Origin of the sequence: Curvibacter lanceolatus ATCC 14669, from assembly GCF_000381265.1 — a bacterium.
In the GTDB taxonomy this organism is placed as follows: domain Bacteria; phylum Pseudomonadota; class Gammaproteobacteria; order Burkholderiales; family Burkholderiaceae_C; genus Curvibacter; species Curvibacter lanceolatus.
Genome location: NZ_KB906254.1, coordinates 189,798 through 216,430, shown reverse-complemented (window position 1 = coordinate 216,430; position 26,633 = coordinate 189,798). Strand labels below are relative to the sequence as shown.

Sequence of the window (26,633 nt, the reverse complement as noted above, 5' to 3'; positions counted from 1 at the left end):
GGCAACGGGGCCGGTCAAGGCCCCGTTGGGAAGAAACGCTCAGGGCGTCAAGGAAAGTCAGCGCCCGAGATTCAGGCCGCAGTGGGGGCAGCCGGGGCCGCCTCGGTGTTCACAGCGGGGGTGCCACCGCCACCGCCGTCACCACCCGAAGGGGTGCGGGGCGTCCAGTCCTTGGGAGGACGGGGGGCCTTGCCGGCCATGATGTCATCGAGTTGCTCACCGTCGATGGTTTCCCACTCGAGCAAGGCCTTGGCCATGGCGTGCATCTTGTCGCTGTGCTCTTCGATCAGGCTGCGCGCCAGGGCGTACTGCTGGTCGATGATGCGACGCACCTCGGAGTCGACCTTCTGCATGGTCTGCTCGCTCATGTTGGTGGTCTTGGTCACCGAGCGGCCCAGGAACACTTCGCCTTCGTTCTCGGCATAGACCATGGGGCCCAGCGATTCGGTCATGCCGTAGCGCATCACCATGTCGCGGGCGATCTGCGTGGCACGCTCGAAGTCGTTCGAAGCGCCGGTGGTCATCTGGTTCATGAACACCTCTTCCGCAATGCGGCCACCGAACAGCATGCTGATCTGGTTCAGCATGTAGTCACGGTCGTAGCTGTAGCGATCTTGCGCCGGCAGGCTCATGGTCACACCGAGGGCACGGCCACGCGGGATGATGGTGACCTTGTGCACCGGATCGCACTTGGGCAGCAGCTTGCCGATCAGGGCGTGGCCCGACTCGTGGTAAGCCGTGTTGCGGCGCTCTTCCTCGGGCATGACCATGCTCTTGCGCTCGGGGCCCATGAGGATCTTGTCCTTGGCCTTTTCAAAGTCCTGCATCTCGACGGTGCGGGCATTGCGGCGGGCAGCCATCAGGGCGGCTTCGTTGCACAGGTTGGCCAGGTCGGCACCGCTCATGCCGGGGGTGCCACGGGCGATGATGCCCGGGTTCACGTCCTGGCCGATGGGCACCTTGCGCATGTGCACGTTGAGGATCTGTTCACGGCCACGGATGTCGGGCAGGGTGACGTAGACCTGACGGTCGAAACGCCCCGGGCGCAGCAAGGCGGCGTCCAGGATGTCCGGGCGGTTGGTGGCCGCGACCACGATCACGCCGAGGTTGGTCTCAAAGCCATCCATCTCGACCAGCATCTGGTTCAGGGTCTGTTCGCGCTCGTCGTTGCCACCGCCCAGGCCGGCGCCACGCTGGCGGCCGACGGCGTCGATTTCATCGATGAAGATGATGCAGGGGGCATTCTTCTTGGCGTTCTCGAACATGTCGCGCACGCGGGCCGCACCCACGCCGACGAACATTTCCACGAAGTCAGAACCCGAAATGCTGAAGAAAGGCACCTTGGCCTCGCCGGCAATCGACTTGGCCAGCAAGGTCTTGCCGGTACCCGGAGGGCCCACCAGCAGCAGACCGCGCGGGATGCGACCGCCCAGCTTCTGGAACTTCTGCGGGTCTTTCAGGAAGTCGACGACTTCCTTGACTTCTTCCTTGGCTTCGTCGCAACCAGCCACATCGGCGAAGGTGACCTGGTTGTTGTTCTCGTCGAGCATGCGCGCCTTGCTCTTGCCGAAGCTGAAAGCGCCGCCCTTGCCGCCGCCCTGCATCTGGCGCATGAAGTACACCCACACGCCGATCAGCAGCAGCATCGGGCCCCAGCTGACCAGCAAGGTCATGAGCAAGGAGCCTTCTTCGCGCGGCTTGACATCGAACTTGACGTTGTTGTTGATGAGGTCACCCACCAGCCCACGGTCGAGGTAGGTGGCGGTGGTGCGCAATTTGCGGTCATCGGTGGTGACGGCCACGATCTCGGTACCGCCCTGGCCTTCCTGGATGGTGGCGCTCTTGATGCGGTTGCCACGCACTTCTTCGAGGAAATCGGAGTACCCGACGTAGCCCGCACCCGAACCACCACGCGAGTCGAACTGCTTGAAAACAGTGAACAGCACCATGGCAATCACGAGCCAGACGGCAATTTTCGAAAACCACTGATTATTCAAGCGGGGCTCCAGAAGCGTAAGTCAACGAGGGAAACGTGGGGCCCATTTTAGGCCTTTCAAGTCCGCAGGGGATCTGATTTCTCGATTGCAGCCATAGGGCAAACAAGGGTTTTGACGCAAGAAGACCTGATTTTCTTGATCTGACTCACGCTTTGACCGGTTTCTTGAGCCCCATGCCGATCAGGAAGGTCTCGGACGATTTGTCGCGCGAGGACTTGGGTTTGAGCGGCTTGACCACCTTGAAGGTGTCCTTGAACAACTGCACCAGCTGCGTGTAGCCACTGCCGTGGAACACCTTGGTGACCAGGGCGCCTTCAGGCTTGAGGTGATTCTGCGCGAAATCAATCGCCAGCTCGACCAAGTGGGCAATGCGGGCGGCGTCGACGTTCTCGACCCCCGACAGGTTGGGCGCCATGTCGGACACCACCACATCAATGGGCCGGCCCTGCACCACAGATTCGAGCTGAGCCAGCACCTCGGCCTCGCGGAAGTCGCCCTGGATGAAGATCACCCCTTCGATCGGCTCCATGGGCAGCAGATCGAGCGCAATGATGGCGCCATTGAGCTCGCCCACCGCGGCCCCGGCCGGTGACAGCTTGCGCCGCACGTACTGGCTCCAGGCCCCCGGGGTGGAGCCGAGGTCCACCACCAGGTGTCCGGGCTTGATCAAGCCCAGTGTTTCATCGATTTCCTTGAGCTTGTAGGCCGCGCGGGCCCGGTAGCCGTCACGTGCGGCCTGCTTCACATAGGGGTCGTTGACGTGGTCGTTCAACCATGCCTTGTTGACCTTTTTGCTCTTCGTTTTGATCTTCATGTTTCCTTGCCGGCGGCATGGCCGCCAGGTCACCCTGGTTCTAGGGGCGGCCAAGCCCGATAATACGGCCATGCCCCAAATTCAACTTACACCCGCCGAGCGCCGGGAACAACGGGCCAACGCCCACCACCTCGATCCCGTCGTGCTCATCGGGAGCGATGGTCTCACCCCTGCCGTCCAAAAAGAAGTGGACGCCGCCCTGAATGCCCATGGCCTGATCAAGGTCCGGGTGTTCTCGGACGACCGAGCCAACCGCGAACAGATCTACCAGACCCTGGCCACTGACCTCGGTGCTGCACCGGTGCAACACATCGGCAAGCTGCTGGTGCTGTGGCGCCCGCAAGCCGAAAAGCAACGCCCCGAAGACGAGGACCGCATGCCCGGCCCACGCGACGTCAAGGTGCTGAAATACAGCAAGCGCGCCGGCCACAAGCCTGAGGTCAAGACGCTTCGCGTGCTCGGCAACCAGCGTCTGACAGCGGGGGGCATCGTCAAGCGCGCCAAGCCCAAGCAGACGTCGGTCAAGAAACGCCAGTCCGACTGAGCGCATGAGCCCGGTATCCGACACGGTGGTCACCCCAAAAGGTGACCGCCACGTCATCTGCATGAAATGGGGCACGAAATACGGCCCCGAATACGTCAACAGGCTTTACGCCATGGTGCGCCGCCATCTGAGCGGCCCCTTCAAATTTGTCTGCCTGACCGACAACGCGGCCGGCATTCGACCTGAGGTCCAGTGCCTGCCCATCCCTGCGCTTGACCTGCCTGCCGGCATTCCGGAGCGCGGCTGGACCAAGTTGGCCACCTTCAGCGCCGACCTGCATGGCCTGCGGGGCACCGCCCTCTTCCTCGATGTGGACGTGGTCGTCACGGGCTCGCTGGATGCGTTTTTCACCCAGCCTGGCGAGTTCCTGATCATCCACGACTACAAGCGCCCGTGGCGCATCACCGGAAACTCCTCGGTCTACCGCTTCGAGCTGGGCGCGCACCCGGACGTGTTGGCGTACTTCAGAGGCCATTTCGACCAGATCCGCCAGCAATTCCGCAACGAACAGGCCTATCTGTCCGACTTTCTGCATCGCCAGGGCAAGCTGGCCTACTGGCCGGCCGATTGGTGCCCCAGCTTCAAATACCACTGCATTCCCGCGTGGCCCAGCAATTACTGGAAGGCGCCCTTTGTTCCCCCCGGGGCACGCGTGGTGATCTTTCACGGCGAATGCAACCCGCCTGACGCCTTGGCGGGCCGGCGCAACCGACGCTTTCGCCACATCCAGCCCGCCACCTGGGTGGCCGATCACTGGCACGAGTGAACGCAGTGCGTGCTCGCGGTGCGTGCTCGGCAAACCACCCATTCAGGTGGTTTGCCCACGTGCCTCGCCCGGCCCCCCGCTGAGGCGCCAGAACAGCACCCCAACCAGCACCCACTGCAGCAGGTACAGGCCACTGCCCATTGAGTGCCACAGCTTGAGATTGTCTCGGGCCACGATGCGGGGTGCCACGCCGAACTCGGAGATCAAGGCACACAGCATGGCGGCCAACACCAGGCCCAGCAAGGCCGTCGGCCACGCCGGCGCCTCAGCGCCCCCATCATCCGACGGGCGCAACAGCATCAGCAGCAGCAGACCGCTGAGCGTTCCCACCCAGGTCTGGGCAGAGAACAGGTGCGCCGCCATGCCGCCGGCCACCGCAGGGGTGCCCAATTTTGCAAACAGCAAGGGCACGACCATGAAGCCGACCGCACTCAGGCTGCCCCACCACAGGCCCGCCACCAGAAGCGGCAGACGTGCCCGGAGTCGCTGAGGCCAGGTGCTCGTCACAGGTAGTGCACCGCCACCACTTCGTAGCGCTTGATGCCGCCTGGTGCCTGCACCTCGGCCACATCGCCCTCTTCCTTGCCGATCAGGGCGCGCGCGATCGGGCTGGAGACGTTGATCAGGCCCTGCTTGAGATCGGCCTCGTCCTCACCGACGATCTGGTACTTCACGGCGTCGCCGGTGGCCTCGTCTTCGAGCTCCACCGTGGAGCCGAACACCACACGGCCGCCGGCATCCAGGGCCGACGGATCGATGATCTGGGCAGCCGACAGCTTGCCTTCGATTTCCTGAATCCGGCCTTCGATGAAGCCCTGACGGTCTTTGGCAGCTTCGTACTCGGCGTTTTCGCTCAAGTCACCTTGGGCACGCGCCTCGGCGATGGCGTTGATGACCCAGGGACGGTCGACAGTCTTGAGGCGGTGCAGCTCTTCCTTGAGCTTTTCAGCGCCACGCTTGGTGATGGGGATGGTAGCCATAGGGTTACTCCGTCATTTTTTCTTCGAAGTCTGCCTCACTGACACGGCAGGCTGGCAGGGCACAAAAGCAAACCGCCGCACGTTGCCGCGCGGCGGTTTCATTTCAGCGGTGGATTATGCCGCGATTAAAGCCGGCGACTCAGGCCGCCGTCAATTGCGCATGCAGCTCTTGCACCGAATACACGTCCAGGTTGTCCATGTACTTCATGCCTTCGACAGCCGCCTCGGCGCCTGCGATGGTGGTGAAGGTGGTGACACGGGCCAGCAAGGAGCTGGTGCGGATCTGACGCGAATCAGCGATGGCATTGCGGCGCTCTTCCACCGTATTGATGACCAGAGCAATCTCGTTGTTCTTGATCATGTCGACGATGTGCGGACGACCTTCGGTGACCTTGTTCACGGTCACACAGGCCACGCCTGCGGCGGTGATGGCCGCTGCCGTGCCCTTGGTGGCCACCAGTTCGAAGCCTTGGGCCACCAGTTGGCGAGCCACTTCGACCGCGCGCGCCTTGTCGTTGTTCTTCACGGTCAGGAAGGCCTTGCCCGAACGCGGCAGCTTGGTGCCGGCACCCAGTTGGCTCTTGACGAAAGCCTCGCCAAAGGTCTTGCCCACGCCCATGACCTCGCCGGTGGACTTCATCTCGGGCCCGAGGATGGTGTCCACACCCGGGAACTTGACGAAGGGGAACACGGCCTCCTTGACGCTGAAGTAAGGCGGGGTCACCTCTTCGGTGATGCCTTGCGAGGCCAGGGTCTGGCCCGCCATGCAACGTGCAGCCACCTTGGCCAGCTGGATGCCGGTGGCCTTGGAGACGAAGGGCACGGTGCGCGAGGCACGCGGGTTCACTTCGAGCACGTAGATCACGTCTTGGCCGTCGATGTGCTGGATGGCGAACTGAACGTTCATCAAGCCCACCACATTCAGCGAAGCAGCCATGGCCCGGGTCTGACGCTTGATCTCGGCCACGGTCTCGGCGCTGAGGCTGTAGGGCGGCAGCGAGCAGGCGGAGTCACCGCTGTGCACGCCGGCCTGTTCGATGTGTTCCATCACGCCACCAATGAAGGTCTTGCCTTCAGGGTCGCGCAGGCAGTCGACATCGCACTCGATGGCATCGTTCAGGAAGCGGTCCAGCAGCACCGGCGAATCGTTGCTCACCTTGACGGCTTCGCGCATGTAGCGCTCCAGGTCGCGCTGCTCGTGCACGATTTCCATCGCACGGCCACCCAGCACGTAGCTGGGGCGCACCACCAGGGGGTAACCCAGGGCGGCCGCCTTCTCGAGGGCTTCGGGTTCGGTACGAGCCGTGGCGTTGGGCGGCTGACGCAGACCCAGGTCTTGCAGCAGCTTCTGGAAACGCTCGCGGTCTTCGGCGGCGTCGATCATGTCGGGGCTGGTGCCGATGATGGGCACGCCCTCGGCCTCCAGGCCCAAAGCCAGCTTCAGCGGGGTCTGGCCACCGTACTGCACGATCACACCGGCCGGCTTTTCCTTGTCGACGATCTCAAGCACGTCTTCGAGTGTCAGGGGCTCGAAGTACAGGCGATCGGAGGTGTCGTAGTCGGTCGAGACGGTTTCGGGGTTGCAGTTGACCATGATGGTTTCATAGCCGTCCTCGCGCATGGCGAGGGCCGCATGAACGCAGCAGTAGTCGAACTCGATGCCCTGGCCGATGCGGTTCGGACCACCGCCCAGCACCATGATCTTCTTCTTGTTGGTGGGCTCGGCTTCGCACTCGTCCTCATAGGAGGAATACAGGTAGGCCGTGTCGGTGGCGAACTCGGCAGCGCAGGTGTCCACGCGCTTGTAGACCGGGCGCACGTTCAGGGCCTTGCGGGTATCGCGGATGGCCTTCTCAGACACCTTGAGCAGCTTGGCCAGGCGGCGGTCCGAGAAGCCCTTTTTCTTCAGGCTGCGCAGGGTGCCGGCGTCGATCGAGGCCAGGGCGGCATCACCCTTTTCGGCGGCGAGCTTGTCCAGTTCGAGTTCGATCTTGACGATCTCTTCGATCTGCACCAGGAACCAGCGGTCAATCTTGGTGAGGTCGAACACCTCGTCCACGCTCAAACCCATGGCGAAGGCGTCGCCCACGTACCAGATGCGCTCGGGGCCGGGCTCGCCCAGCTCTTTTTCGAGCACTTCGCGGTCCTGGGTCTTTTCGTTCATGCCGTCCACGCCGACCTCGAGGCCGCGCAGGGCTTTCTGGAACGACTCCTGGAAGGTACGGCCCATGGCCATCACCTCGCCCACCGACTTCATCTGGGTGGTCAGGCGGCTGTCAGCGGTGGGGAACTTCTCGAAGGCAAAACGCGGGATCTTGGTGACCACGTAGTCGATGCTGGGCTCGAAGCTGGCCGGGGTGGCACCACCGGTGATTTCGTTGCGCAGTTCATCGAGCGTGTAGCCGACGGCCAGCTTGGCCGCCACCTTGGCGATCGGGAAGCCAGTGGCCTTGGAAGCCAGCGCCGAGGAACGAGACACCCGCGGGTTCATCTCGATCACGATCATGCGGCCATCCTTGGGGTTGACCGAGAACTGAACGTTGGAGCCGCCCGTGTCCACACCGATCTCACGCAGCACCGCCAGCGAGGCGTTGCGCATGATCTGGTATTCCTTGTCGGTCAGGGTCTGGGCCGGGGCCACGGTGATCGAGTCGCCGGTGTGCACGCCCATGGGGTCCAGGTTCTCGATCGAGCAGACGATGATGCAGTTGTCCGCCTTGTCGCGAACCACTTCCATCTCGTACTCTTTCCAGCCCAGCAGAGATTCTTCAATCAGCAGTTCATTGGTCGGAGAGGCCTCCAGACCGCGCTTGCAGATGATCTCGAATTCTTCGGCGTTGTAGGCGATGCCGCCACCGGTGCCACCCAGCGTGAAGCTGGGGCGGATCACGGTGGGAAAGCCCACGGACTTCTGCACGGCCCAGGCTTCGTCCATGCTGTGCGCAATGCCCGAACGGGCCGAACCCAGACCGATCTTGGTCATGGCGTCCTTGAACTTCAGGCGGTCTTCGGCCTTGTCGATGGCCTCGGGCGTGGCGCCGATGAGCTCCACCTTGTACTTGTCGAGCACGCCGTTGTGCCACAGGTCCAGGGCGCAGTTCAGCGCGGTCTGGCCACCCATGGTGGGCAGGATCGCGTCGGGACGCTCCTTGGCGATGATCTTCTCGACCGTCTGCCAGGTGATGGGCTCGATGTAGGTGACGTCGGCGGTGGCCGGGTCGGTCATGATCGTGGCAGGGTTGCTGTTGATCAGGATGACCTTGTAACCTTCTTCGCGCAGGGCCTTGCAGGCCTGCACGCCGGAGTAGTCGAACTCACAGGCCTGACCGATGATGATCGGGCCGGCGCCAATGATCAGGATGCTTTTGAGGTCTGAACGCTTAGGCATTTTTGTGTTGCTCCATCAGTGCCGTGAAGCGGTCAAAGAGGTACGAGATGTCGTGCGGACCGGGCGACGCTTCGGGGTGACCCTGGAAGCAGAAGGCCGGCTTGTCGGTGCGGGTCAAACCTTGCAGCGTGTTGTCGAACAGGCTGATGTGCGTAGCGCGCAGGTTGGCCGGCAATGTCTTTTCGTCGACGGCAAAACCGTGGTTCTGGCTGGTGATGCTGACGCGGCCGGTGTCCAGGTCTTTCACCGGGTGGTTGGCACCGTGGTGGCCGAACTTCATCTTGAAGGTCTTGGCACCCGAGGCCAGGGCCATGATCTGATGCCCCAGGCAGATGCCGAAGGTCGGAATACCGGTTTCGATCAACTCACGGGCTGCAGCAATCGCGTAGTCGCAAGGCTCCGGGTCGCCAGGGCCGTTGGAGAGAAAGATGCCATCAGGCTGGTGCTTGAGGACTTCGGCCGCAGGCGTCTGTGCCGGCACCACCGTGACCTTGCAGCCGCGTTCGGCCAACATGCGCAGGATGTTCTTCTTGACGCCGAAGTCATAAGCCACGACATGGAACTTCGGCTCGGCTTGCACGCCGTAGCCGCTGCCCAGCTTCCACTCGGTCTGGGTCCAGTCGTAGGCTGCCGCAACCGTGACCACCCGAGCCAGATCCAGGCCCGCCATGCTCGGCGCCCCTTGAGCCGCAGCTACCGCTTGATCGATCAGCGCCTGGGTCACTTCCTGACCGGCTGCCAGACCCACGATCGCACCATTCTGAGCCCCCTTGCTGCGCAGCAGACGCGTCAGCTTGCGGGTGTCGATGTTGGCGATTGCCACCGTGCCTTCACGCTGCAGATAGGCCGACAGCGTCATGGACATGCGGAAATTGGATGCCAGCAAAGGCAGGTCTTTGATGATCAGGCCAGCGGCGTGGACTTTCTCAGCTTCGACGTCTTCCTCATTGACGCCATAGTTGCCGATGTGCGGATACGTGAGCGTCACGATCTGCTGGCAATAGCTGGGGTCGGTGAGGATTTCCTGGTAGCCGGTGATGGCGGTGTTGAACACCACTTCGCCGACCGTGGAGCCGGGGGCTCCGATCGAGTTGCCAATAAAGACCGTGCCGTCTGCGAGCGCCAGGATGGCGGGCGGGAAGTTTCCCTGTTGAGACAAAAGCACTGGGTTCTCCGGGTTGGTTACGGGTACGCCCAAGCGGATTCCGACGAGTTGCCTCTGTGGATGTGCTTTTGGAGGGAATGGCTGGAATGCGCTAGGCGTGGGGTGTTGCGTGAAAGCCTCTCATTATAGCTGATCGGCGGCGCAACTGACGCGAAGTTGACAACCCAGGCCCTTTTTGAGGTAGGTATTTTTTCAGTACCGCATCTCAAACCAGCCGGCGAAGCTGGCCGCCGGTCAGCTTTTCACGGCCGACAAGGCGCTGGCGTGCAGGCAGATGGCTGCTGCAGCCGCCACGTTCAAGGACTCCTCGCCACCTGGCTGGCCGATGCGCACCGCCAGTTCGGCACGCGCCATCAGCGCCTCGCACACGCCCTGCCCCTCGTGCCCCATGGCCCAGGCGCATGGCCAGGGCAATGGCTGGTGCTGGATCAAGGCCCCCTGGTGAGAGCTGGTGACAATCAAGGGCACCTTGAGCTCGACCACTTGCTCGATGGACAGGCCCTCGATCAGATCCAAGGCGAAGTGCGCTCCCATGCCCGCACGCAGGACTTTGGGCGACCACAAGGCCGCCGTTCCTTTGAGGGCCAGCACCTGTTTGAAACCGAAGGCCGCCGCGCTGCGCAGGATGGAGCCGACGTTGCCAGCATCCTGCACCCGGTCCAGCACCACGGTGGACACGGTCGCATGGACGGCAGACTGCGCCGGCAACTCCATCACAAAGGCCATCGGCGCAGGAGACTCCAGGCCGCTGAGGTCTTTGAACAAGCTATCGGGCAGCACCAGATTGCGCTGGGCGTGGGCGGCCCAGGCCGCACCATCACGATCCCAGAACGATTCAGCATAAACGCCCAGCGCCGGACGCAGGCCACGCTGCAAGGCCGCACGGGCCAGGTGATCGCCCTCCAGCCAGACCCGCCCTTGCTTGCGGTAGGCGGTGCTGTCCTGGGTGAGGCGGCGCAACTCCTTGAGTTGCGGATTGTCACGTGAAGTGATGGGGGTGAAATTGGCGTTCTGAGTCACAGGCTGCATTGTCGCGCACCCGCCAGGGCCTGCGCCTCGCGCACCGGGGCGAATGAGTGCCTGTGCTGCGGGCAGGGGCCCTGCTCACGCAGCGCCGCCAGGTGCGCTGCAGTGCCATAGCCCTTGTGCGAGTCAAAGCCGTAAGCCGGAAACTGCTGGTGGTATTGCTGACACCAGCGGTCACGGTGCACCTTGGCCAGGATGGAGGCCGCCGAAATGGCTGGGATCAAGGAATCTCCCTTGACCACGGCCTCGGCCAGCACATCGAGCCGGGGCAGTTGATTGCCATCCACCATCACCTTGACCGGCTTGAGCCGCAAACCCTCCACCGCTCGGCGCATGGCCAGCAGGGTCGCCTGCAGGATGTTGAGCCGGTCGATCTCCTCCACCGAAGCCTCTGCAATCGAACAGCACAAGGCCTTGGCCCGGATCTCGTCAAACAGCTTTTCGCGCCGCGCCGCCGTGAGCTTCTTGGAATCAGCCAGGCCCTGGATGGGCCGCAATTCGTCCAGGATGACCGCCGCAGCCACCACAGGGCCCGCCAACGGGCCACGCCCCGCCTCATCGACACCCGCCTGCAAGCCGGGGGGATCCCAGAGCAGCGTGGATTGTTCAGCGTGCAAGAAGCTTCTCGATCGCATCGGTGGCCAGGCGAGCGGTGTCGCGTTGAAGGGTTTGGTGCAGTTGAAGGAAATGGGCCTGCAGATCGACGACCTTGGCCGGGTTGTCCAGCCAATCGCCCACCGCGGCCGCGAGCGCCGGAGGCGTTGCCGCCTCCTGCAGCAACTCGGGCACCACAAAGTCGCGGGCCAGGATATTGGGCAGACCCACCCAGGGCTGCAGCTTTTTGCCCTTCATGATCTGCCAACTCAACCAAGGCATGTTGTAGGCAATCACCATCGGGCGCTTGAACAAGGCGGCTTCCAGCGTCGCTGTGCCACTGGCAATCAGCGTCACATCGCAAGCTGCCAGCGCAGCGTGCGATTGCCCCTCCAGCACGGTCAGTACTCCGCCGGCCTCCGTGGTCAGACCAGCGCGACGGGCCGCCGCCTCCACCTCGGCGCGCAGCGCGGGCAAGGTGGGCAGAACAAAGTGAAGGCCTGGGTAACGCGCCCGCAACAAGCCAGCTGCAGCCATGAAGCGATCGGCGAGGTAGCGCACCTCGGAGCGCCGACTGCCCGGCAGCAAGGCCACGATGCGGCGATCCTGCGGCAGGCCCAATTGGCGCCGAGCAGCCGCACGATCAGGCTCCAGCGGAATCATGTTGGCGATCGGATGGCCGACATAGGTGGCCGCCACGCCATGCGCCGCCAGAAGTTCGGGCTCGAAAGGGAAGATGCACAGCACGTGGTCAGCCGCGCGGCGCAGCTTCTCCACCTTCTTGGCCCGCCAGGCCCAGAAAGACGGACTGACAAAATGCACCGTGGGGATCCCGGCTTCGCGCAGGCGGATTTCCAGGTCGAAATTGAAGTCAGGGGCATCCACCCCCACAAACACATCGGGCCGATCGGCCAGCAGGCGGTCACCCAAGGCCCGGCGCATGGCCAGCAGCTCACGCAGATGAGGCAGCACCTCCACATAGCCGCGAACGGCCAGACGCGCCTGCGGCCACCAAGCCTCAAAGCCTCGCTGAGCCATCGCGGGCCCACCGATGCCCTGCGCCGTCAACGCCGGCCAACGGGCCTTCAGGCCATCGAGCAGCAAGGCAGCCAACAAGTCACCGGACGCCTCGCCGGTCACCATGGCGAAACGCGGATCCATGGTCACTTCGGGGTCAGCGCACGATGCCGCGGTTGGGCGGCGTCTGCTCAAGGAATTCGAGCATCATCTGCACGTCGGCCGCCGCTTCGGGGTGGCTTTCGGTGAGGCGCGATATTTCGGTGCAGGCCACATCCAGTGCCAGATTGCTCCGGTACAGCAATTTGTGAATGGTGCGCACGGCGGCAATGCGCTCCGCCGAAAAGCCTCGTCGACGCAGGCCTTCAAAATTCATCGAACGGGCCTGGGCCGGCTGCCCCTGGGCCATGACAAACGGAGGCAGGTCGGCAAACAGCAGCGAGCACATGGCTGTCATGCAATGCGCGCCAATGCGCACAAACTGGTGGGCCACCGTGAACCCACCCAAAATGGCCCAATCGCCCACCTCGACATGCCCCGCCAGCTGCGAGTTGTTGGCAAAAATGGTGTTGTTGCCCACCAGGCAATCGTGGGCCAGGTGGACATAGGCCATGATCCAGTTGTCATTGCCCACGCGTGTCACCCCGCCCCCACCGGGCGAGCCGATGTTGAAGGTGCAGAACTCGCGAATGGTGTTGCGGTCGCCAATGAACAACTCGCAGGGCTCGTTGTCGTATTTCTTGTCCTGAGGGATCGCCCCCAGCGAGTTGAACTGGAAGATGCGGTTGTCGCAACCGATCGTGGTGTTGCCCTCGATCACGCAATGCGCACCGATCGTGGTGCCCGCACCAATGATCACGTCCGGCCCGATGATGGTGTAAGGCCCCACCGTGACCGAGCTGTCCAACTCGGCTGCGGGGTCTACGATGGCGGTGGGATGGATTTGGGCCATGGCGTGCTCCGGGGCTTGATCAGGCAATGGTGCGCATCGTGCACATGAGTTCGGCTTCGCAGGCCACTTCTTCACCCACGCGGGTGACGCCCTTGAACTTGAAGATACCGGCCTTCATGCGCTCCAGCGACACATCCATGATCAGTTGATCACCCGGCTCGACGGGGCGCTTGAAACGTGCACCATCAATGCCAGCGAAGTAGTACACCGTCTTGTCATCGGGCGTGACGCCCAGGGTGTCAAACGCCAGCAAGGCGGCGGCCTGGGCCATGGCTTCAAGCATCAGCACGCCCGGCATCACCGGACGGTGCGGGAAGTGACCCATGAAATACGGCTCGTTGATCGACACGTTCTTCAAGGCCTTGATGGTCTTGCCCTTTTCAACCGACAGCACCCGATCCACCAGCAAGATGGGGTAACGGTGGGGCAGTTGCTTGAGGATTTGATGAATGTCCAACATGGGGTACTTTACGAATTTGATTCTTGTTTTAAAGCCTCAAGCGCCTTGATGCGCTCGCGAAGGCCGTGAAGTTGCTTGAGGGTGGCCGCATTTTTCTCCCACTGGCGGTTGTCGTCCAGAGGGAACACGCCAGTGTACTGGCCCGGCTTGAGCAAGGAACGGGTCACCACCGAGGCCGCCGAAATGTGAACATGGTCTGCCAGCGTGAGGTGCCCCAGCACCACGGCACCCCCCCCCACCGTGCAATGCGCCCCGATGGTGGCACTGCCCGCCACGCCCACGCAACCCGCCAGCGCCGAATGCGCCCCGATGCGGACGTTGTGGCCGATCTGGATCAGGTTGTCCAGCTTCACGCCGTCCGCCAACACCGTGTCGTCCAGCGCGCCGCGGTCAATGCAGGTGTTGGCGCCGATCTCGACATCGTTGCCGATGCGCACCGCCCCCAGTTGCTCGATCTTTTCCCAGACCCCATCCACCGGCGCAAAGCCGAAGCCATCGGCACCGATGACCACGCCCGGGTGAAGAATGCAGCGCTCGCCGACCGAACACCCCTCTCCCACCGTGACGCGGGAGTAGAGCAAGGTGTCCGCACCGATGCGAGCCCCTCGCTCGATCACGCACAGGGCGCCAATGCGGGCGCTGGGGTGCACCTCTGCCTCGGGATCGATCACGGCACTGGGATGGACACGGGTGGTGCCTGCGGGGCGCGTGGCCTGCTTCCAGAAGCGGGTCAGCCGGGCGAAGTACAGATAGGGCTGATCGGTGACGATGCAGGCCCCCCGCTCACTGGCCGCCGCACGGAAAGCGGGCGCCACGATCACGCAGCCAGCCTTTGTCAGAGACAACTGCTGCTGGTATTTGGGATGGCTCAGAAAACTGATGGCGTCGGCCGCAGCCGACTCCAGTGGGGAGATGCGGGCCATGCCCAGCGACGGGTCTCCGATGAGTTCGCCGCCGAGTGCCTCAACAATCTGCCCCAGATGCAGGACCATGCCTGTCACCCGGCTCACTTGCCCGTGCTGCCCGAGGCTGCGCTGGCAGCATTCAAAGCCTTGATCACCTTGTCAGTGATGTCGTGCTTGGGGTTGATGTAGATGGCTTCTTGCAGGATGACGTCGTACTTTTCAGTCTCGGCAACTTGCTTGACCACCTTGTTGGCGCGATCGATGACCTGCTGCAGCTCTTCGTTCTTGCGGGTGTTCAGGTCTTCCTGGAACTCACGGCTCTTGCGTTGGAAGTCACGGTCTTGATCGACCAGTTGCTTCTGACGGGTCGTGCGCTGCGTCTCAGACAGGGTGGGCGCCTCGCGCTCGAATTTGTCGGAGGCAGTTTTCAGCGTATTGCGCTGATCGACCAATTCTTTTTCACGCTTGGCAAATTCAGCTTCGAGCTTGGCCTGCGCCGACTTGGCCATGTTTGCTTCGCGGAAGATGCGGTCGGTATTGACGAAACCGGCACGGAAGTCTTCGGCCATGACCGGAGCAGCAGCGAACGCGGAGGCACCCAGCACTGCGGCCAGGGCCCATTGACGAGAAATGGATTTCATTAGAAAGACGTTCCGATCTGGAATTGCAATCTCTGGATTCTATCGCCAGGGAACTTGCGTACCGGGTTGGCAATGGCAAAACGCAGAGGCCCCATGGGAGATACCCAGCTCAGACCCACACCCACCGAGGTGCGGAGCTGGCTGGAGGTGATCTTTTCATTTTCACCAAAAATGTTACCAACATCGGTGAAGCCAAACACTCGGAGGGTCCGGTCATTGCCGGCACCCGGGAACGGTGCGGTGATTTCTGCATTGAGAACCACCTTCTTCGCGCCACCCACGATGGCGCCTGTGACGTCGTGCGGGCCCAGGGTACCCTGGTCAAAGCCCCGGACCGAGCCCAGACCACCGCCATAGAAGTTCTTGAACACCGGGAAGGGCCGCCCGCCCAGCCCCTTGCCCAGACCGATCTCACCATTGAATGCAAAGGTGAACTTCTTGGTGATGGGCACGTACTGCTGGTATTGGTAGTTGTTGCGGGTGTATCGCGCGTCACCGATCATGCCCAGCTCGGAATTGAAGCGCTGGTAGCGACCGCTGTTGGGCGCCAGGGCGCTGTCCCGATCGTCTCGCGACCAGCCCAACGTCAGAGGTGCAGCCCAGCTGGTGTAGCCATAGGTTTCCGCGTAGGTCAGATAGGCCGCCGGAATGTTGGTACCGGCTTGAATCGTGGTCTGCTCGGCATTCATGCCGACAAACACGCGATCCGTCTCACTGAACGGGATACCGAAGCGCAAACCCGCCCCGGTGGTCAACAAGCGGTAGTTGCCGCCCTGGTCTGCATAGGGGCGCAGTGCGCGGTGGTAGAGATCGATGGTGCGAGAAATGCCATCGACCGTGAAATATGGGTCGGTCGCATTCACCGAGATGACGCGGTTGTACTTGCTGGTGTTGATCTCGAAGCCCAGGTAGTTGCCCGAGCCGAACACGTTTTCATTGCGGATGCTGAAAGACAGCGACACCCGCTCTGCGCTCGAAAAACCAGCGCCCAACTGAATGCTGCCCGCTGGCTTCTCGGTCACACTGATGACCAGATCGACCTGGTCAGGAGAGCCGGGCACCTCTTGGGTTTCGATGTTGACGTCTTTGAAGAAGCCCAGGCGGTCCACCCGGTCACGCGACAGCTTGATGCGGTCCCCGTCGTACCAGGAGGCCTCAAACTGCCGGAACTCGCGACGCACCACCTCGTCACGCGTGCGGCCATTGCCCGTCACATGGATGCGACGGACGTAAGCCCGGCGCGCGGGCTCTGCAGCCAGGACAAAGGACACACGGTTGGTGCTGCGATCGATTTCAGGCCGCACTTCAACCCGCGCGAAGGCGAAACCAAAATTACCGAAGTAATCGGAAAACGCCTTGCTGGTGTGAGCCACATCATCGGCGTTGTAGGGCTCGCCCACCTTGATCGAGACCAAGGACTTGAATTCGTCTTCCTTGCCCAGGAAATCGCCTTCCAACTTGACGCCAGACACCACAAAGCGCTCGCCCTCGGTCACATTGATGGTGATGGAGATGTCTTTCTTGTCGGGCGAAATGGCCACCTGGGTCGAGTCGATGCGGAACTCGAGATAGCCCCTGGCCAGGTAGTACGAGCGCAGGGTTTCCAGATCGGCATTGAGCTTGGCCCGGGCATAGCGATCCGACTTGGTGTACCAGCTCAGCCACCCCCCGGTGTCCAGGTCGAAGAGACCGCGCAGGGTGGATTCGCTGAAGGCCTTGTTACCCACCACCTGGATGTCCTTGATCTTGGCGGGCTCGCCTTCCACCACCGAGAAGGTCAGATTGACACGGTTGCGCTCAATCGGCGTGACGGTGGTCACCACTTCAGCACCGTACAGACTGCGGCTGATGTACTGGCGCTTGAGCTCTTGCTCGGCCCGATCGGCCAGCGCCTTGTCAAAGGGGCGCCCCTCGGCCAGACCCACATCGCGCATGGCCTTTTTCAGGGTGTCCTTGTCGAACTCCTTGGTGCCGACAAAGTCGACCTCGGCCACCGTGGGCCGCTCTTCAACGACCACGACCAGCACATCGCCATTGGCTTCGAGTCGCACGTCCTTGAAAAGGCCCAGCGCGAACAGCGCACGGATGGCTGCCGAGCCCTTGTCATCGTTGTAGGTCTCACCCACCCGGAAGGGCAGTGACGCAAAGATGGTTCCGGGCTCAACCCGCTGGAGGCCTTCGACGCGGATATCGCGCACCGTGAAGGGATCGACGGCCCAGGCGTGCGAGGCTACCAGGAGGGTCGTCACTGCAGCCACAGTGCGCAGGCAAAAACGGGAGAGATGTTTGTTCATGAATGAGCGCGTGCCGCAGCGCCAAGCGCTGCGACCACAAGGTTAACCAAAGAGCCGGGTGACGTCGTTGAAGAACGCGACGGACATCATGGCCATCAGCAGGGCGATCCCCCCCCGCTGCAGCCGCTCCATCCAGGCATCGGACACGGCCTTGCCGGTCACTGCCTCCCAAAGATAATACATCAGGTGCCCACCGTCCAAGACCGGCAGGGGAAGCAGGTTCAGCACGCCCAGGCTCACACTGATCAATGCCAAAAACACAAGGTACTGGCTCAAGCCCAGGCTGGCCGACTTGCCGGCGTAGTCTGCGATGGTGAGCGGGCCACTGATGTTGCGGATCGAGGCCTCGCCGATCACCATGCGCCCCATCATGCGCAAGGTCAGTGATGACACCTCCCAAGTCTTGACGGCACCGCGCCAAAGCCCGTCAAGCGGCCCCATGCGCACGGTCACGAATTCAGGCGGCGCACCGATCATGGCGCCCACGCGGGCCACCCGACCATCGCGACCGTCCGATTGCATCTCGGGCTTCATCTCCAGGGTGCGCATCACCCCGCCCTGCTCCACGCGCCAGGTCTGGGCCATGGGCACACCCTGCACCACAGAGGATCGGATCAATTCCCGCAACTGCTGCCCATCGACGATGGGGGTGTTGCCAATCTGGTGAACCAGATCACCCCGACGCAAACCACCCCGTTCCGCAGGGCTGCCCGGCATCACATCACCCACCTCAGGGCGGGTCCAAGGCCCCATCAGGCCGATGCGACGGAAGAGCTGGGCATCCGCCTCCTTGACCTGAACCTGAGACAGAGGCAGCAGGTAGTCACGGGTGCCGGCATGCTCGCCCAACGCCACTTCGAGCTGCACATCACGGCCATTGAGGGCCGCCTGCGTCAGCAGCCAGCGCAGGTCCTCGAAGGAGGTCACCGCTTCCAGATCCTCTCCAACCAGCGCCGCACGTCGAACGGTCTCGCCGCCTTGCAAGCCAGCCTGGGCCGCAATCGACCCATGCACAGGGCTGGCCAGGATCGCGGCAGGCTCCTCGACACCCGTCCAATTCACCACCGTGTACAAAAAGACGGCAAGCAGCAGGTTGGCCACCGGGCCCGCCGCCACCACCGCGGCACGCTTGAACAAGGGCTGGGCGTTGAATGCCAGGTGCCGCTCTGCCGCGTCCACGGGTGCCTCACGCTCGTCCAACATTCGCACATAGCCCCCCAAGGGGAAAGCGCTCAGCACAAATTCAGTCGGCGAACCCTTGGGCTGCCATCGCCAAAGGACTTTGCCAAACCCGATCGAAAAGCGGAGCACCTTGATGCCGCAGGCCACGGCGACACGGTAGTGGCCGTACTCGTGCACCGCAATCAGCACACCCAGGGCCAGAAGAAAAGCCAACACGGTCATCAACATCAGGACTCCTTGGCCTTCACGCCTGCAGGCGCTGCGCCGCCCGCTCAGCGACTTCACGCGCGCGGGCATCGAGCAACAGCAGTTCATCAAGTGTGGCCGGCTGCTGGGGCAACACGGCCGCCAGGGTTTCGAGGTTCAGGTGGTGGATCTGGTCAAACCGGATGCGCCGGTCCAGAAAAGCCTGAACCGCCACCTCGTTGGCTGCATTGAGCACAGCCGCGGTCCCAGCGGGGCCCTCCAAGGCGTCCCAGGCCAGCTGCAGGCCAGGGAAACGGGCTGGATCAGGCGGCTCGAAAGTCATGGCCGGCAGGGACGTGAAGTCGAGATGGGCGGCGCCACTGTCGATGCGCTCGGGCCAGGCCAATCCGTATGCGATCGGGGCGCGCATATCAGGCACGCCGAGCTGGGCCACCACCGAGGTATCGTGGTACTGGACCATCGAATGCACGATGCTCTGCGGATGGATCACCACTTCGATGCGGCGGGGCGCCAAACCGAACAGGTAGCGGGCCTCGATCACCTCGAGGGCCTTGTTCATCATGGTGGCGGAGTCGACCGAAATCTTGCGTCCCATCGACCAGTTGGGATGGGCGCAGGCCTGCTCGGGCGTCACCTCACGCAGGGTCTGGGGATCACGTGTCCGGAAGGGGCCGCCGGAAGCCGTCAAGATGATCTTGCGCACTCTGCGATCCCAGGTGGAGGCGTCATCCGGCAAGGATTGGAAGATGGCCGAGTGTTCGCTGTCGATCGGCAGCAGCACCGCCCCACCCTCGCGCACGGCCTGCAAAAAGACCTCGGCACCCACCACCAGGGCCTCCTTGTTGGCCAACATGAGGCGCTTGCCGGCGCGGGCAGCCGCCAGGCAGGGCGCGAGGCCTGCGGCGCCCACGATGGCGGCCATCACGGCATCCACCTCGGGATGGGCCGACACGGCCTCGATGGCCTGAGCGCCCCACAAGACCTCCACCGCCAGGCCCTCGGCCTGCACCCGCTCGGCCAACTGTCGACCATGGGCTTCGCTGGCCATCACGGCGAACCGAGGCCGGAAGCTGGCGCATTGCTTGAGCATCAGTTCGACCTGCGTCGCAGCCGTGAGGGCGAACACCTCATAGCGCTCGGGGTGGCGCGCCATCACGTCCAATGTGCTTTGACCGATCGAACCGGTCGATCCCAGAATGGTGATGCGTTGTGTCATGTCTTCAAATCAGAGTGCTCAGCATCATGGCGAGCGGCAAAGTAGGCAACAGGGCGTCGACGCGGTCAAGCACCCCGCCATGGCCTGGCAACAAACCACTGCTGTCCTTGGCGCCCACGCTGCGCTTGATGAGTGACTCCACCAGATCACCCACCACGCTCATCGCCCCCATGAACAGCACGGCCAGCATGGCAAAAGGCCAGCCCGGCCCCATCAAGCGGCTGTAAAAGCTCGGAACGGCCGCCCCCAGCGACGCATCGGCCATGGGCCAGACCCAAGCCAGGACCACGACCCCAGCCAGACCACCCCAGACGCCCTCCCAGCTTTTGCCCGGGCTGATGCTCGGAGCGAGCTTGTTGCGTGTGAAACGCAAGCCAAAAGCACGCCCGGCAAAATAGGCAAAGATGTCGGCCACCCAGACCAACACCAGGACCGAAAGCAGAAAGTTGACCCCGATGACCTTGGCCTGGGCGACCGCCAGCCAGGCTGTGACCAAGGCCAGCAGGCCAGCCAGCCATCGCAGCAGCAGGGGCACACGGGGCCACCCCGCCACGCCCCCCCGCAGCAAGGCAGCACTGCCCAGCACCCAGGCCGGACCAGCCACCACCCAAAGGCTGCGCAGCGACACCTCCAGCGCACCCGCCCACCAGGCCAGTGCGCACACCATCAAGCAAGCCCCCGCCGTGGCCCAGGAAAGGGGCTGGGACAGCCCATTCAGACGCCCCCACTCCCAACCACCCGCAGCAATGAACAACAGCATCAGCGCACAAAAAGGCTGCGGCTCCGAGTAGAACAAGGCAGGCAGCAGAACAGCCAGCAGGATCAGTGCAGTGATGACACGCTGCTTGAGCATGGGAGTAGCCTTTCTCAGACCTTGGGGGATGCAGAAGTGGCGGCCTGAGCCATCTGCTCGGACGTCTTGCCAAAGCGCCGCTCGCGGGAGGCATAAGCGGCAAATGCCTCGTCCAGGGCCGCCTCATCAAAATCAGGCCAGAGGCGATCGCTGAAGAAAAGCTCGGAGTAGGCACACTGCCACAGCAGGAAGTTGCTGATGCGTTGCTCACCCCCGGTGCGGATCATCAAATCAGGGTCTGGCACGTGCGCAAGCGCCATGGCCCGGTCCAGCGCCAGCTCGGTGATCGGCTCACCCCGGGCTGCCAAGGCCGCAGCGGCCTGCGCGATATCCCAGCGGCCACCATAGTTGAAACAGACGTTGAGGATCAGCCGCTCGTTCTGCGCCGTGGCAGCCTCGGCCTGGGCCAGCCCGGCAGCCACTTTCTCGGACAGGCCTCGACGCTCGCCGACAAAATGCAGACGCACGCCATCAGCCTTCAGTTGAGGCACTTCACGGCCCAGAGCCATCGCCAGCAGGTCCATCAAACCGGAAACCTCATCGGCAGGCCGATTCCAGTTTTCGGAAGAAAATGCAAATACCGTCAGCACCTTCACGCCGCGGGCCGCGCAAGCCTTGACGCAGCGACGCAGGGAATCCACGCCTTGCTTGTGGCCGGCCACCCGGGGAAGGAATCGGCGCGTGGCCCAACGGCCATTGCCATCCATGACGATGGCGACGTGATGAGGAACAGCCTGTTGCGCGGGAGTCTGGGTCATGGACAGCTAGGTAACTTCAAAGACAGGGCACGATACCCCAGAAAACGAATGGGGCAGCCCTGCTGGAGAGCCGCCCCTGAAATGGCCTTCAGGCCCGGATAGCACGACAACCGGCAGCCATCAAACCGCCATGATGTCCTGTTCCTTGGAAGCCACCAGCTTGTCGATCTCGGCGATGTGCTTGTCAGTCACCTTCTGGGTGTCGGCCTCGGCACGCTTTTGATCGTCTTCGGAGGCCAGCTTGTCCTTGACCAGCTTCTTCACCGATTCGTTGGCATCACGGCGCAGGTTGCGAATGGCCACCTTGGCAGCCTCGCCTTCGTTGCGAACCACCTTGGTCAGCTCCTTGCGACGCTCTTCACTCATCGGAGGCATCGGCACACGGATCAGCTCGCCCATGCTGGAAGGATTCAAGCCCAGATCGCTGTCGCGAATCGCTTTCTCGATCTTGGCGCCCATGCCCTTTTCCCAAGGCTGGACGCTGATGGTGCGCGAATCCAGCAGCGACACATTGGCCACCTGGCTGATCGGCACCGGCGATCCGTAGTAATCCACCTGCACAGCATCCAGCAAAGCCGGGTTGGCGCGACCCGTGCGGATCTTGGTCAGGTTGTTCTTGAAGGCCGCGATGGACTGGTCCATCTTGGTTTCGGTCGTCTTCTTGATGTCGGCAATGCTCATGTCAATCTCCTGGGACGAGCCCCGGCAACGGCTGCCGGAGTTCTTCGGGCTGTTGGATCAAGGCTCAGGCGTAAACCAGAGTCCCCTCGTCCTCACCCATCACGACGCGCTTGAGCGCGCCGGGCTTGAAGATGGAAAACACCTTCACAGGCAACTTCTGGTCGCGGCACAGGGCAAACGCCGTGGCATCCATGATGCCCAGGTTCTGCGCCATCGCATCATCGAACGAAATTTTCGAGTAACGGGTTGCATTGGGATCCTTCTTGGGATCAGCCGAATACACACCATCCACCTTAGTGGCCTTGAGCACCAGCTCGGCGCCGATCTCGGCACCCCGCAAGGCTGCAGCAGTGTCCGTGGTGAAGAAAGGGTTGCCCGTGCCAGCGGCAAAGATCACCACCTTGCCTTCTTCCAGATACTGCAAGGCCTTGGGACGCACATAGGGCTCCACCACCTGCTCGATGGCAATTGCCGACATGACACGGGCCGTCAGGCCCGCTTTTTCCATGGTGTCCGCCAAGGCCAGTGCATTCATCACCGTGGCCAGCATGCCCATGTAGTCGGCCGTGGCGCGATCCATGCCCACCGAACCCCCAGCAACACCCCGGAAGATGTTGCCGCCCCCGATCACCACCGCCACCTCGACACCCAGGCGGGTGACCTCGGCCACCTCTTCCACCATCCGGACGATGGTGGCGCGGTTGATACCGAAGGCATCGTCCCCCATCAGGGCCTCGCCTGACAGCTTCAGCAGGATCCGCTTGTTGGCTGGTTTGGCGTTGGTCATGAAAGGGTTCTCCTAAGGGCGATGGGGTGACGTTGGGGGTTGTTGCAAGTTGACGGAATCAGGCTGCAGCCTTGGCAGCAGCGACTTGAGCAGCCACTTCGGCTGCGAAGTCGTCAACCTTCTTCTCGATGCCTTCGCCGACGATGAACAGCGTGAAGCCCTTCACCTCGGTGCTGGCAGCCTTGAGCATCTGCTCGACGGTCTGCTTGTCGTTCTTCACGAAGGCCTGGTTGAACAGGGACACTTCCTTCAGGAACTTCTGCACGCCGCCTTCAATGCGCTTGGCCACGATTTCCGGCGATTGCACCGGCTTGCCTTCGGCCTGAGCCTTGGCGGCATCTTCAGCAGCCTTGCCAGCGGCCACAGCGCGCTCTTTTTCGATCAGATCGCTCGGCACGTCGGCGCTGGTCAGGGCCACGGGCTTCATGGCGGCCACGTGCATGGCGACGTCCTTGGCGGCAGCTTCGTCGCCATTGAACTCGACCACCACACCGATGCGGGTGCCGTGCAGGTAAGCAGCCAGCTTGGCGCCGTTGTCAAAACGCTTGAAACGACGGAAAGACATGTTTTCGCCGATCTTGCCGATCAGGCCCTTGCGCACGTCTTCCAGGGTCGGGCCAAAGGTGTCTTGCTCGTAGGCCAGGGCACCCAGGGCTTCGATGTCAGCGGGGTTGTGCTTGGCAACCAGCTCAGCGGCAGCCTTGGCCAGGGCCAGGAAGCTGTCGTTCTTGGTCACGAAGTCGGTTTCGCAGTTCACTTCGATCAAGGCACCGGTGTTGCCTTCGATGAAGCTGGCAACCACGCCTTCGGCGGTCACGCGCGAGGCAGCCTTGCCGGCCTTGGTGCCCAGCTTCACACGCAGCAGCTCTTCTGCCTTGACCAGGTCACCACCGGCTTCGGTCAGTGCCTTCTTGCACTCCATCATGGGGGCGTCGGTCTTGCCACGCAGTTCAGCGACCATGCTTGCGGTAATTGCAGCCATTTTTGTTACTCCGTATTCAGTTCAAGTCAAAACGTTGTTGATGGGCTAAAAAAAAGGGGGCAACTAAGCCCCACTTTTCTCGCGATCCTTCGGAATTCGCGCGGGGCAAACTCAGGCAGCCGATTCTTCGACTTCCACGAATTCGTCGCCGCCTTCAGCAGCCACAGCCTTGACCACTTCGTTGCCGGCTTCAGCGCGGCCAGCGATGATGGCGTCAGCGATGCCACGGGCATACAGCGCCACAGCCTTGGCCGAGTCGTCGTTGCCGGGGATCACGTAGTCGATGCCTTCGGGCGAGTGGTTAGAGTCCACCACGCCGATCAGGGGAATGCCCAGCTTCTTGGCTTCAGCGATGGCAATCTTGTGGAAGCCGACGTCGATCACAAAGATGGCGTCCGGCAGAGCCGTCACGTCCTGGATACCGCCGATGTCTTTTTCGAGCTTGTCGATTTCACGGCTGAAGGTCAGCTGTTCCTTCTTGGACAGGCTGCCCAGGCCAGCTTCTTGCTGGGCCTTCAGGTCCTTCAGACGCTTGATCGAGGTCTTCACGGTCTTGAAGTTGGTCAGCGTGCCGCCCAGCCAACGCTGGTTCACGAAAGGCACGCCAGCGCGCTCGGCTTCAGCAGCCACGATGTCGCGCGCTTGACGCTTGGTGCCCACAAACAGGATGGTGCCGCGATTAGCAGCCAGTTGCTTCACGAACTTGGAAGCTTCCTGGAACATCGGCAGCGACTTTTCCAGGTTGATGATGTGGATCTTGTTGCGATGGCCGAAGATGAAGGGGGCCATCTTGGGGTTCCAGAAGCGGGTTTGGTGACCGAAGTGGACACCGGCTTCCAGCATTTCGCGCATGGTAACGGACATGAAAATTCTCCGAAGGTTGGGTCTAAAATCCAGCCCGACTTTGGCTTTTTCTACAGGAAAAACCCTTGAAAAAACCAACACCTTGATGGGTCTGGTTTGCGATTTGTCTTGCCGTGACACCAGCAAAAACCCCAAAATTATAGCATGGCCAACCGCCTGTCCCGACCGATGGCCTACGCACCGACTGCCAGGCTCGCATCGCGACAGCACCCAGCCCCTACGAAAGACTGGCACCCCAGGTCGACACAGAATTCGCCGGGTGCCCCAAACACAGCGCATGAACATTGCCATCATTGGCGCCGGCATCGTCGGCGTCACGACTGCCTACGAACTGGCCACCGACCGCCACCAGGTCACCGTTTTCGAGCGCCACGGCGCAGTTGCCGAGGAATGCAGCTTCGCGAGTGCTGGACTCATTTCGCCCGCCCAATTGCTGCTTTGGGCCGCCCCCGGCATGCCGCGCAAGTGGCTGCGCCAGTGGGGCGACGCCCACGCTGCCATGCGCCTGGGACCCCGACTGGGCTGGCACGAACTGAGCTGGATCGGACAATGGATGCGTTCCAGCCGAGGCAGCCGCTGCACGGAGAGCCGCCTGCACCTGCAACAACTGATCACTTACAGCACGAGCCGCCTCCATCAACTGCGCCAGCGGCATGCGCTTGAGTTCGACGCCAGCACCGGGCACCTGCTGCTGCTGCGCAACGCCCAGGAACACAAAGGTCTGCAAGCCCGATTGAACAACTTGCGCGAGGCAGGTCTGGCCTTTCGTGAACTCAACGCTGACGAAGCCCGCAAGCTGGAGCCCGCACTCAACCCCGACAGCGCCATCGAAGCCGCAATCCACCTGCCCCAGGATGAAGTGGGCAACGCTCGTCAGTTTGCACTGATGATCAAGAGCGAGGCCATGCGACTGGGGGTGAAGTTTGAATTCAACAGCCCCGTCAGCCACCTCAGCCTGGGGTCCCGCCCTGCGCTGAGCACCCGCAATGAGTCCACGCCACGCACTTTCGATGCCATCGTGCTGTGCACCGGAGCCGATGCCTCCACCCTGATCAAGCCGCTGGGCCTGAAGATTCCGCTGGTGGGCATTCACGGCTACTCAGTCAGTGCCAACGTGCGCGAGCCGCTGAATGCCCCCCGCAGCGTCGTCAGCGACGAGCGCCATCGGGTCAGCATCGCCCGACTGGGTCAGCGCGTGAGGGTGGCCGGCGGGGCCGAACTGGGCCACCGCCAGGATGACAAGCGAGTCTCCGGGCTGCGCACTCTCTATAAAGTGTTGCAGGACTGGTTCCCTGGCGCCGCCTCGATGACCGCAGGCGTGCAGGAGTGGAAAGGCAGCCGGCCCATGATGCCCGACTGCCTTCCAGTGCTGGGCGCCAGCGGCATCCCCGGCATCTGGCTGAACCTTGGGCACGGCGACAATGGTTGGGCCCTGAGCTGCGGCAGCGCCAGGCTCCTGGCCGACGCGGTGGCCGGCCATGCCCCCGAGCTGGATCTGACCGCCTGCTCTATCGCGCGCCTTCACCGCTGATGGGATTGATGGCGCACTATCGGTGACTT

25 protein-coding genes are annotated in these 26,633 nt (G+C 62.6%); 3 read left to right on the top strand and 22 right to left on the bottom strand.

What is annotated here, in order from left to right:
• Positions 1–71 precede the first annotated feature (71 nt).
• Positions 72–1,997, bottom strand: a complete 1,926-nt coding sequence (gene ftsH, locus F624_RS0105310) for an ATP-dependent zinc metalloprotease FtsH (protein WP_031254178.1) — start codon at positions 1,995–1,997, stop codon at positions 72–74.
• 145 nt (positions 1,998–2,142) lie between these two features.
• A complete protein-coding gene (locus F624_RS0105305) occupies positions 2,143–2,811 on the bottom strand; it encodes an RlmE family RNA methyltransferase (RefSeq protein WP_019573232.1) in 669 nt (222 codons plus the stop codon).
• 70 nt (positions 2,812–2,881) lie between these two features.
• On the opposite strand from F624_RS0105305, the gene F624_RS0105300 reads away from it, so the two are divergent.
• The gene (locus tag F624_RS0105300) at positions 2,882–3,355 is read left to right on the top strand and encodes a YhbY family RNA-binding protein (protein WP_031254176.1); all 474 of its coding nucleotides are present in this window, start codon (positions 2,882–2,884) and stop codon (positions 3,353–3,355) included.
• A gap of 4 nt (positions 3,356–3,359) precedes the next feature.
• Positions 3,360–4,121, top strand: coding sequence for a hypothetical protein (locus tag F624_RS0105295; RefSeq protein WP_031254175.1), 762 nt, complete (start codon positions 3,360–3,362; stop codon positions 4,119–4,121).
• 42 nt (positions 4,122–4,163) lie between these two features.
• On the opposite strand, the gene F624_RS0105290 is transcribed toward F624_RS0105295, so the two are convergent.
• The 20 genes from F624_RS0105290 to rpsB all read right to left on the bottom strand — a co-directional run bounded on the left by F624_RS0105290 (position 4,164) and on the right by rpsB (position 25,073).
• Positions 4,164–4,628 (bottom strand): DUF4149 domain-containing protein, encoded by a 465-nt coding sequence (locus F624_RS0105290; RefSeq protein ID WP_043425521.1) that lies wholly within the window; start codon positions 4,626–4,628, stop codon positions 4,164–4,166.
• Positions 4,625–5,101 (bottom strand): transcription elongation factor GreA, encoded by a 477-nt coding sequence (gene greA / locus F624_RS0105285; protein ID WP_019573227.1) that lies wholly within the window; start codon positions 5,099–5,101, stop codon positions 4,625–4,627. Before greA ends, F624_RS0105290 begins: the two co-directional genes overlap by 4 nt.
• Positions 5,102–5,240: 139 nt before the next feature.
• Positions 5,241–8,489, bottom strand: a complete 3,249-nt coding sequence (carB, locus tag F624_RS0105280; RefSeq protein WP_019573226.1) for a carbamoyl-phosphate synthase large subunit — start codon at positions 8,487–8,489, stop codon at positions 5,241–5,243.
• A complete protein-coding gene (gene carA, locus F624_RS0105275) occupies positions 8,482–9,654 on the bottom strand; it encodes a glutamine-hydrolyzing carbamoyl-phosphate synthase small subunit (protein WP_019573225.1) in 1,173 nt (390 codons plus the stop codon). Before carA ends, carB begins: the two co-directional genes overlap by 8 nt.
• A 234-nt stretch (positions 9,655–9,888) precedes the next feature.
• Positions 9,889–10,683 carry a TrmH family RNA methyltransferase gene (locus tag F624_RS0105270; RefSeq protein ID WP_019573224.1) on the bottom strand — a complete coding sequence of 265 codons (795 nt, stop codon included), beginning with the start codon at positions 10,681–10,683 and terminating at the stop codon, positions 9,889–9,891.
• The gene (gene rnhB, locus F624_RS0105265) at positions 10,671–11,315 is read right to left on the bottom strand and encodes a ribonuclease HII (protein WP_031254174.1); all 645 of its coding nucleotides are present in this window, start codon (positions 11,313–11,315) and stop codon (positions 10,671–10,673) included. Before rnhB ends, F624_RS0105270 begins: the two co-directional genes overlap by 13 nt.
• Complete coding sequence (gene lpxB, locus F624_RS0105260; RefSeq protein WP_019573222.1) at positions 11,287–12,417, bottom strand: lipid-A-disaccharide synthase; 1,131 nt, start codon at positions 12,415–12,417, stop codon at positions 11,287–11,289. Before lpxB ends, rnhB begins: the two co-directional genes overlap by 29 nt.
• 31 nt (positions 12,418–12,448) lie before the next feature.
• Positions 12,449–13,243, bottom strand: coding sequence for an acyl-ACP--UDP-N-acetylglucosamine O-acyltransferase (lpxA, locus tag F624_RS0105255; RefSeq protein WP_019573221.1), 795 nt, complete (start codon positions 13,241–13,243; stop codon positions 12,449–12,451).
• 19 nt (positions 13,244–13,262) lie between these two features.
• Positions 13,263–13,703, bottom strand: coding sequence for a 3-hydroxyacyl-ACP dehydratase FabZ (fabZ, locus tag F624_RS0105250; RefSeq protein WP_019573220.1), 441 nt, complete (start codon positions 13,701–13,703; stop codon positions 13,263–13,265).
• Between the two features lie 8 nt (positions 13,704–13,711).
• The gene (gene lpxD, locus F624_RS0105245; RefSeq protein ID WP_031254173.1) at positions 13,712–14,695 is read right to left on the bottom strand and encodes a UDP-3-O-(3-hydroxymyristoyl)glucosamine N-acyltransferase; all 984 of its coding nucleotides are present in this window, start codon (positions 14,693–14,695) and stop codon (positions 13,712–13,714) included.
• A gap of 14 nt (positions 14,696–14,709) precedes the next feature.
• Positions 14,710–15,249 (bottom strand): OmpH/Skp family outer membrane protein, encoded by a 540-nt coding sequence (locus tag F624_RS0105240; RefSeq protein ID WP_019573218.1) that lies wholly within the window; start codon positions 15,247–15,249, stop codon positions 14,710–14,712.
• Positions 15,249–17,543, bottom strand: coding sequence for an outer membrane protein assembly factor BamA (gene bamA / locus F624_RS0105235; RefSeq protein ID WP_031254172.1), 2,295 nt, complete (start codon positions 17,541–17,543; stop codon positions 15,249–15,251). The genes F624_RS0105240 and bamA overlap by 1 nt, the downstream gene beginning before the upstream one ends.
• 42 nt (positions 17,544–17,585) lie before the next feature.
• Positions 17,586–18,953 (bottom strand): RIP metalloprotease RseP, encoded by a 1,368-nt coding sequence (rseP, locus tag F624_RS0105230; protein WP_031254171.1) that lies wholly within the window; start codon positions 18,951–18,953, stop codon positions 17,586–17,588.
• A 16-nt stretch (positions 18,954–18,969) separates the two neighbouring features.
• Positions 18,970–20,148 carry a 1-deoxy-D-xylulose-5-phosphate reductoisomerase gene (gene ispC, locus F624_RS0105225; RefSeq protein ID WP_019573215.1) on the bottom strand — a complete coding sequence of 393 codons (1,179 nt, stop codon included), beginning with the start codon at positions 20,146–20,148 and terminating at the stop codon, positions 18,970–18,972.
• A 4-nt stretch (positions 20,149–20,152) separates the two neighbouring features.
• The gene (locus F624_RS0105220) at positions 20,153–21,001 is read right to left on the bottom strand and encodes a phosphatidate cytidylyltransferase (RefSeq protein ID WP_019573214.1); all 849 of its coding nucleotides are present in this window, start codon (positions 20,999–21,001) and stop codon (positions 20,153–20,155) included.
• Positions 21,002–21,015: 14 nt separating this feature from the next.
• Positions 21,016–21,759, bottom strand: coding sequence for a polyprenyl diphosphate synthase (gene uppS, locus F624_RS0105215; RefSeq protein WP_031254170.1), 744 nt, complete (start codon positions 21,757–21,759; stop codon positions 21,016–21,018).
• Between the two features lie 120 nt (positions 21,760–21,879).
• Positions 21,880–22,440, bottom strand: a complete 561-nt coding sequence (gene frr, locus F624_RS0105210) for a ribosome recycling factor (protein ID WP_019573212.1) — start codon at positions 22,438–22,440, stop codon at positions 21,880–21,882.
• A gap of 64 nt (positions 22,441–22,504) precedes the next feature.
• Positions 22,505–23,227, bottom strand: a complete 723-nt coding sequence (pyrH, locus tag F624_RS0105205; protein ID WP_019573211.1) for a UMP kinase — start codon at positions 23,225–23,227, stop codon at positions 22,505–22,507.
• 58 nt (positions 23,228–23,285) lie between these two features.
• Positions 23,286–24,209, bottom strand: coding sequence for a translation elongation factor Ts (tsf, locus tag F624_RS0105200; protein ID WP_027478718.1), 924 nt, complete (start codon positions 24,207–24,209; stop codon positions 23,286–23,288).
• 111 nt (positions 24,210–24,320) lie between these two features.
• Positions 24,321–25,073, bottom strand: a complete 753-nt coding sequence (rpsB, locus tag F624_RS0105195; protein ID WP_019573209.1) for a 30S ribosomal protein S2 — start codon at positions 25,071–25,073, stop codon at positions 24,321–24,323.
• A gap of 277 nt (positions 25,074–25,350) precedes the next feature.
• Between rpsB and F624_RS0105190 the strand changes: the two genes are divergently transcribed.
• On the top strand, positions 25,351–26,604 hold the full coding sequence (locus F624_RS0105190; RefSeq protein ID WP_019573208.1) for an FAD-dependent oxidoreductase: 1,254 nt from the start codon (positions 25,351–25,353) through the stop codon (positions 26,602–26,604).
• The last annotated feature ends 29 nt before the right edge of the window (positions 26,605–26,633 follow it).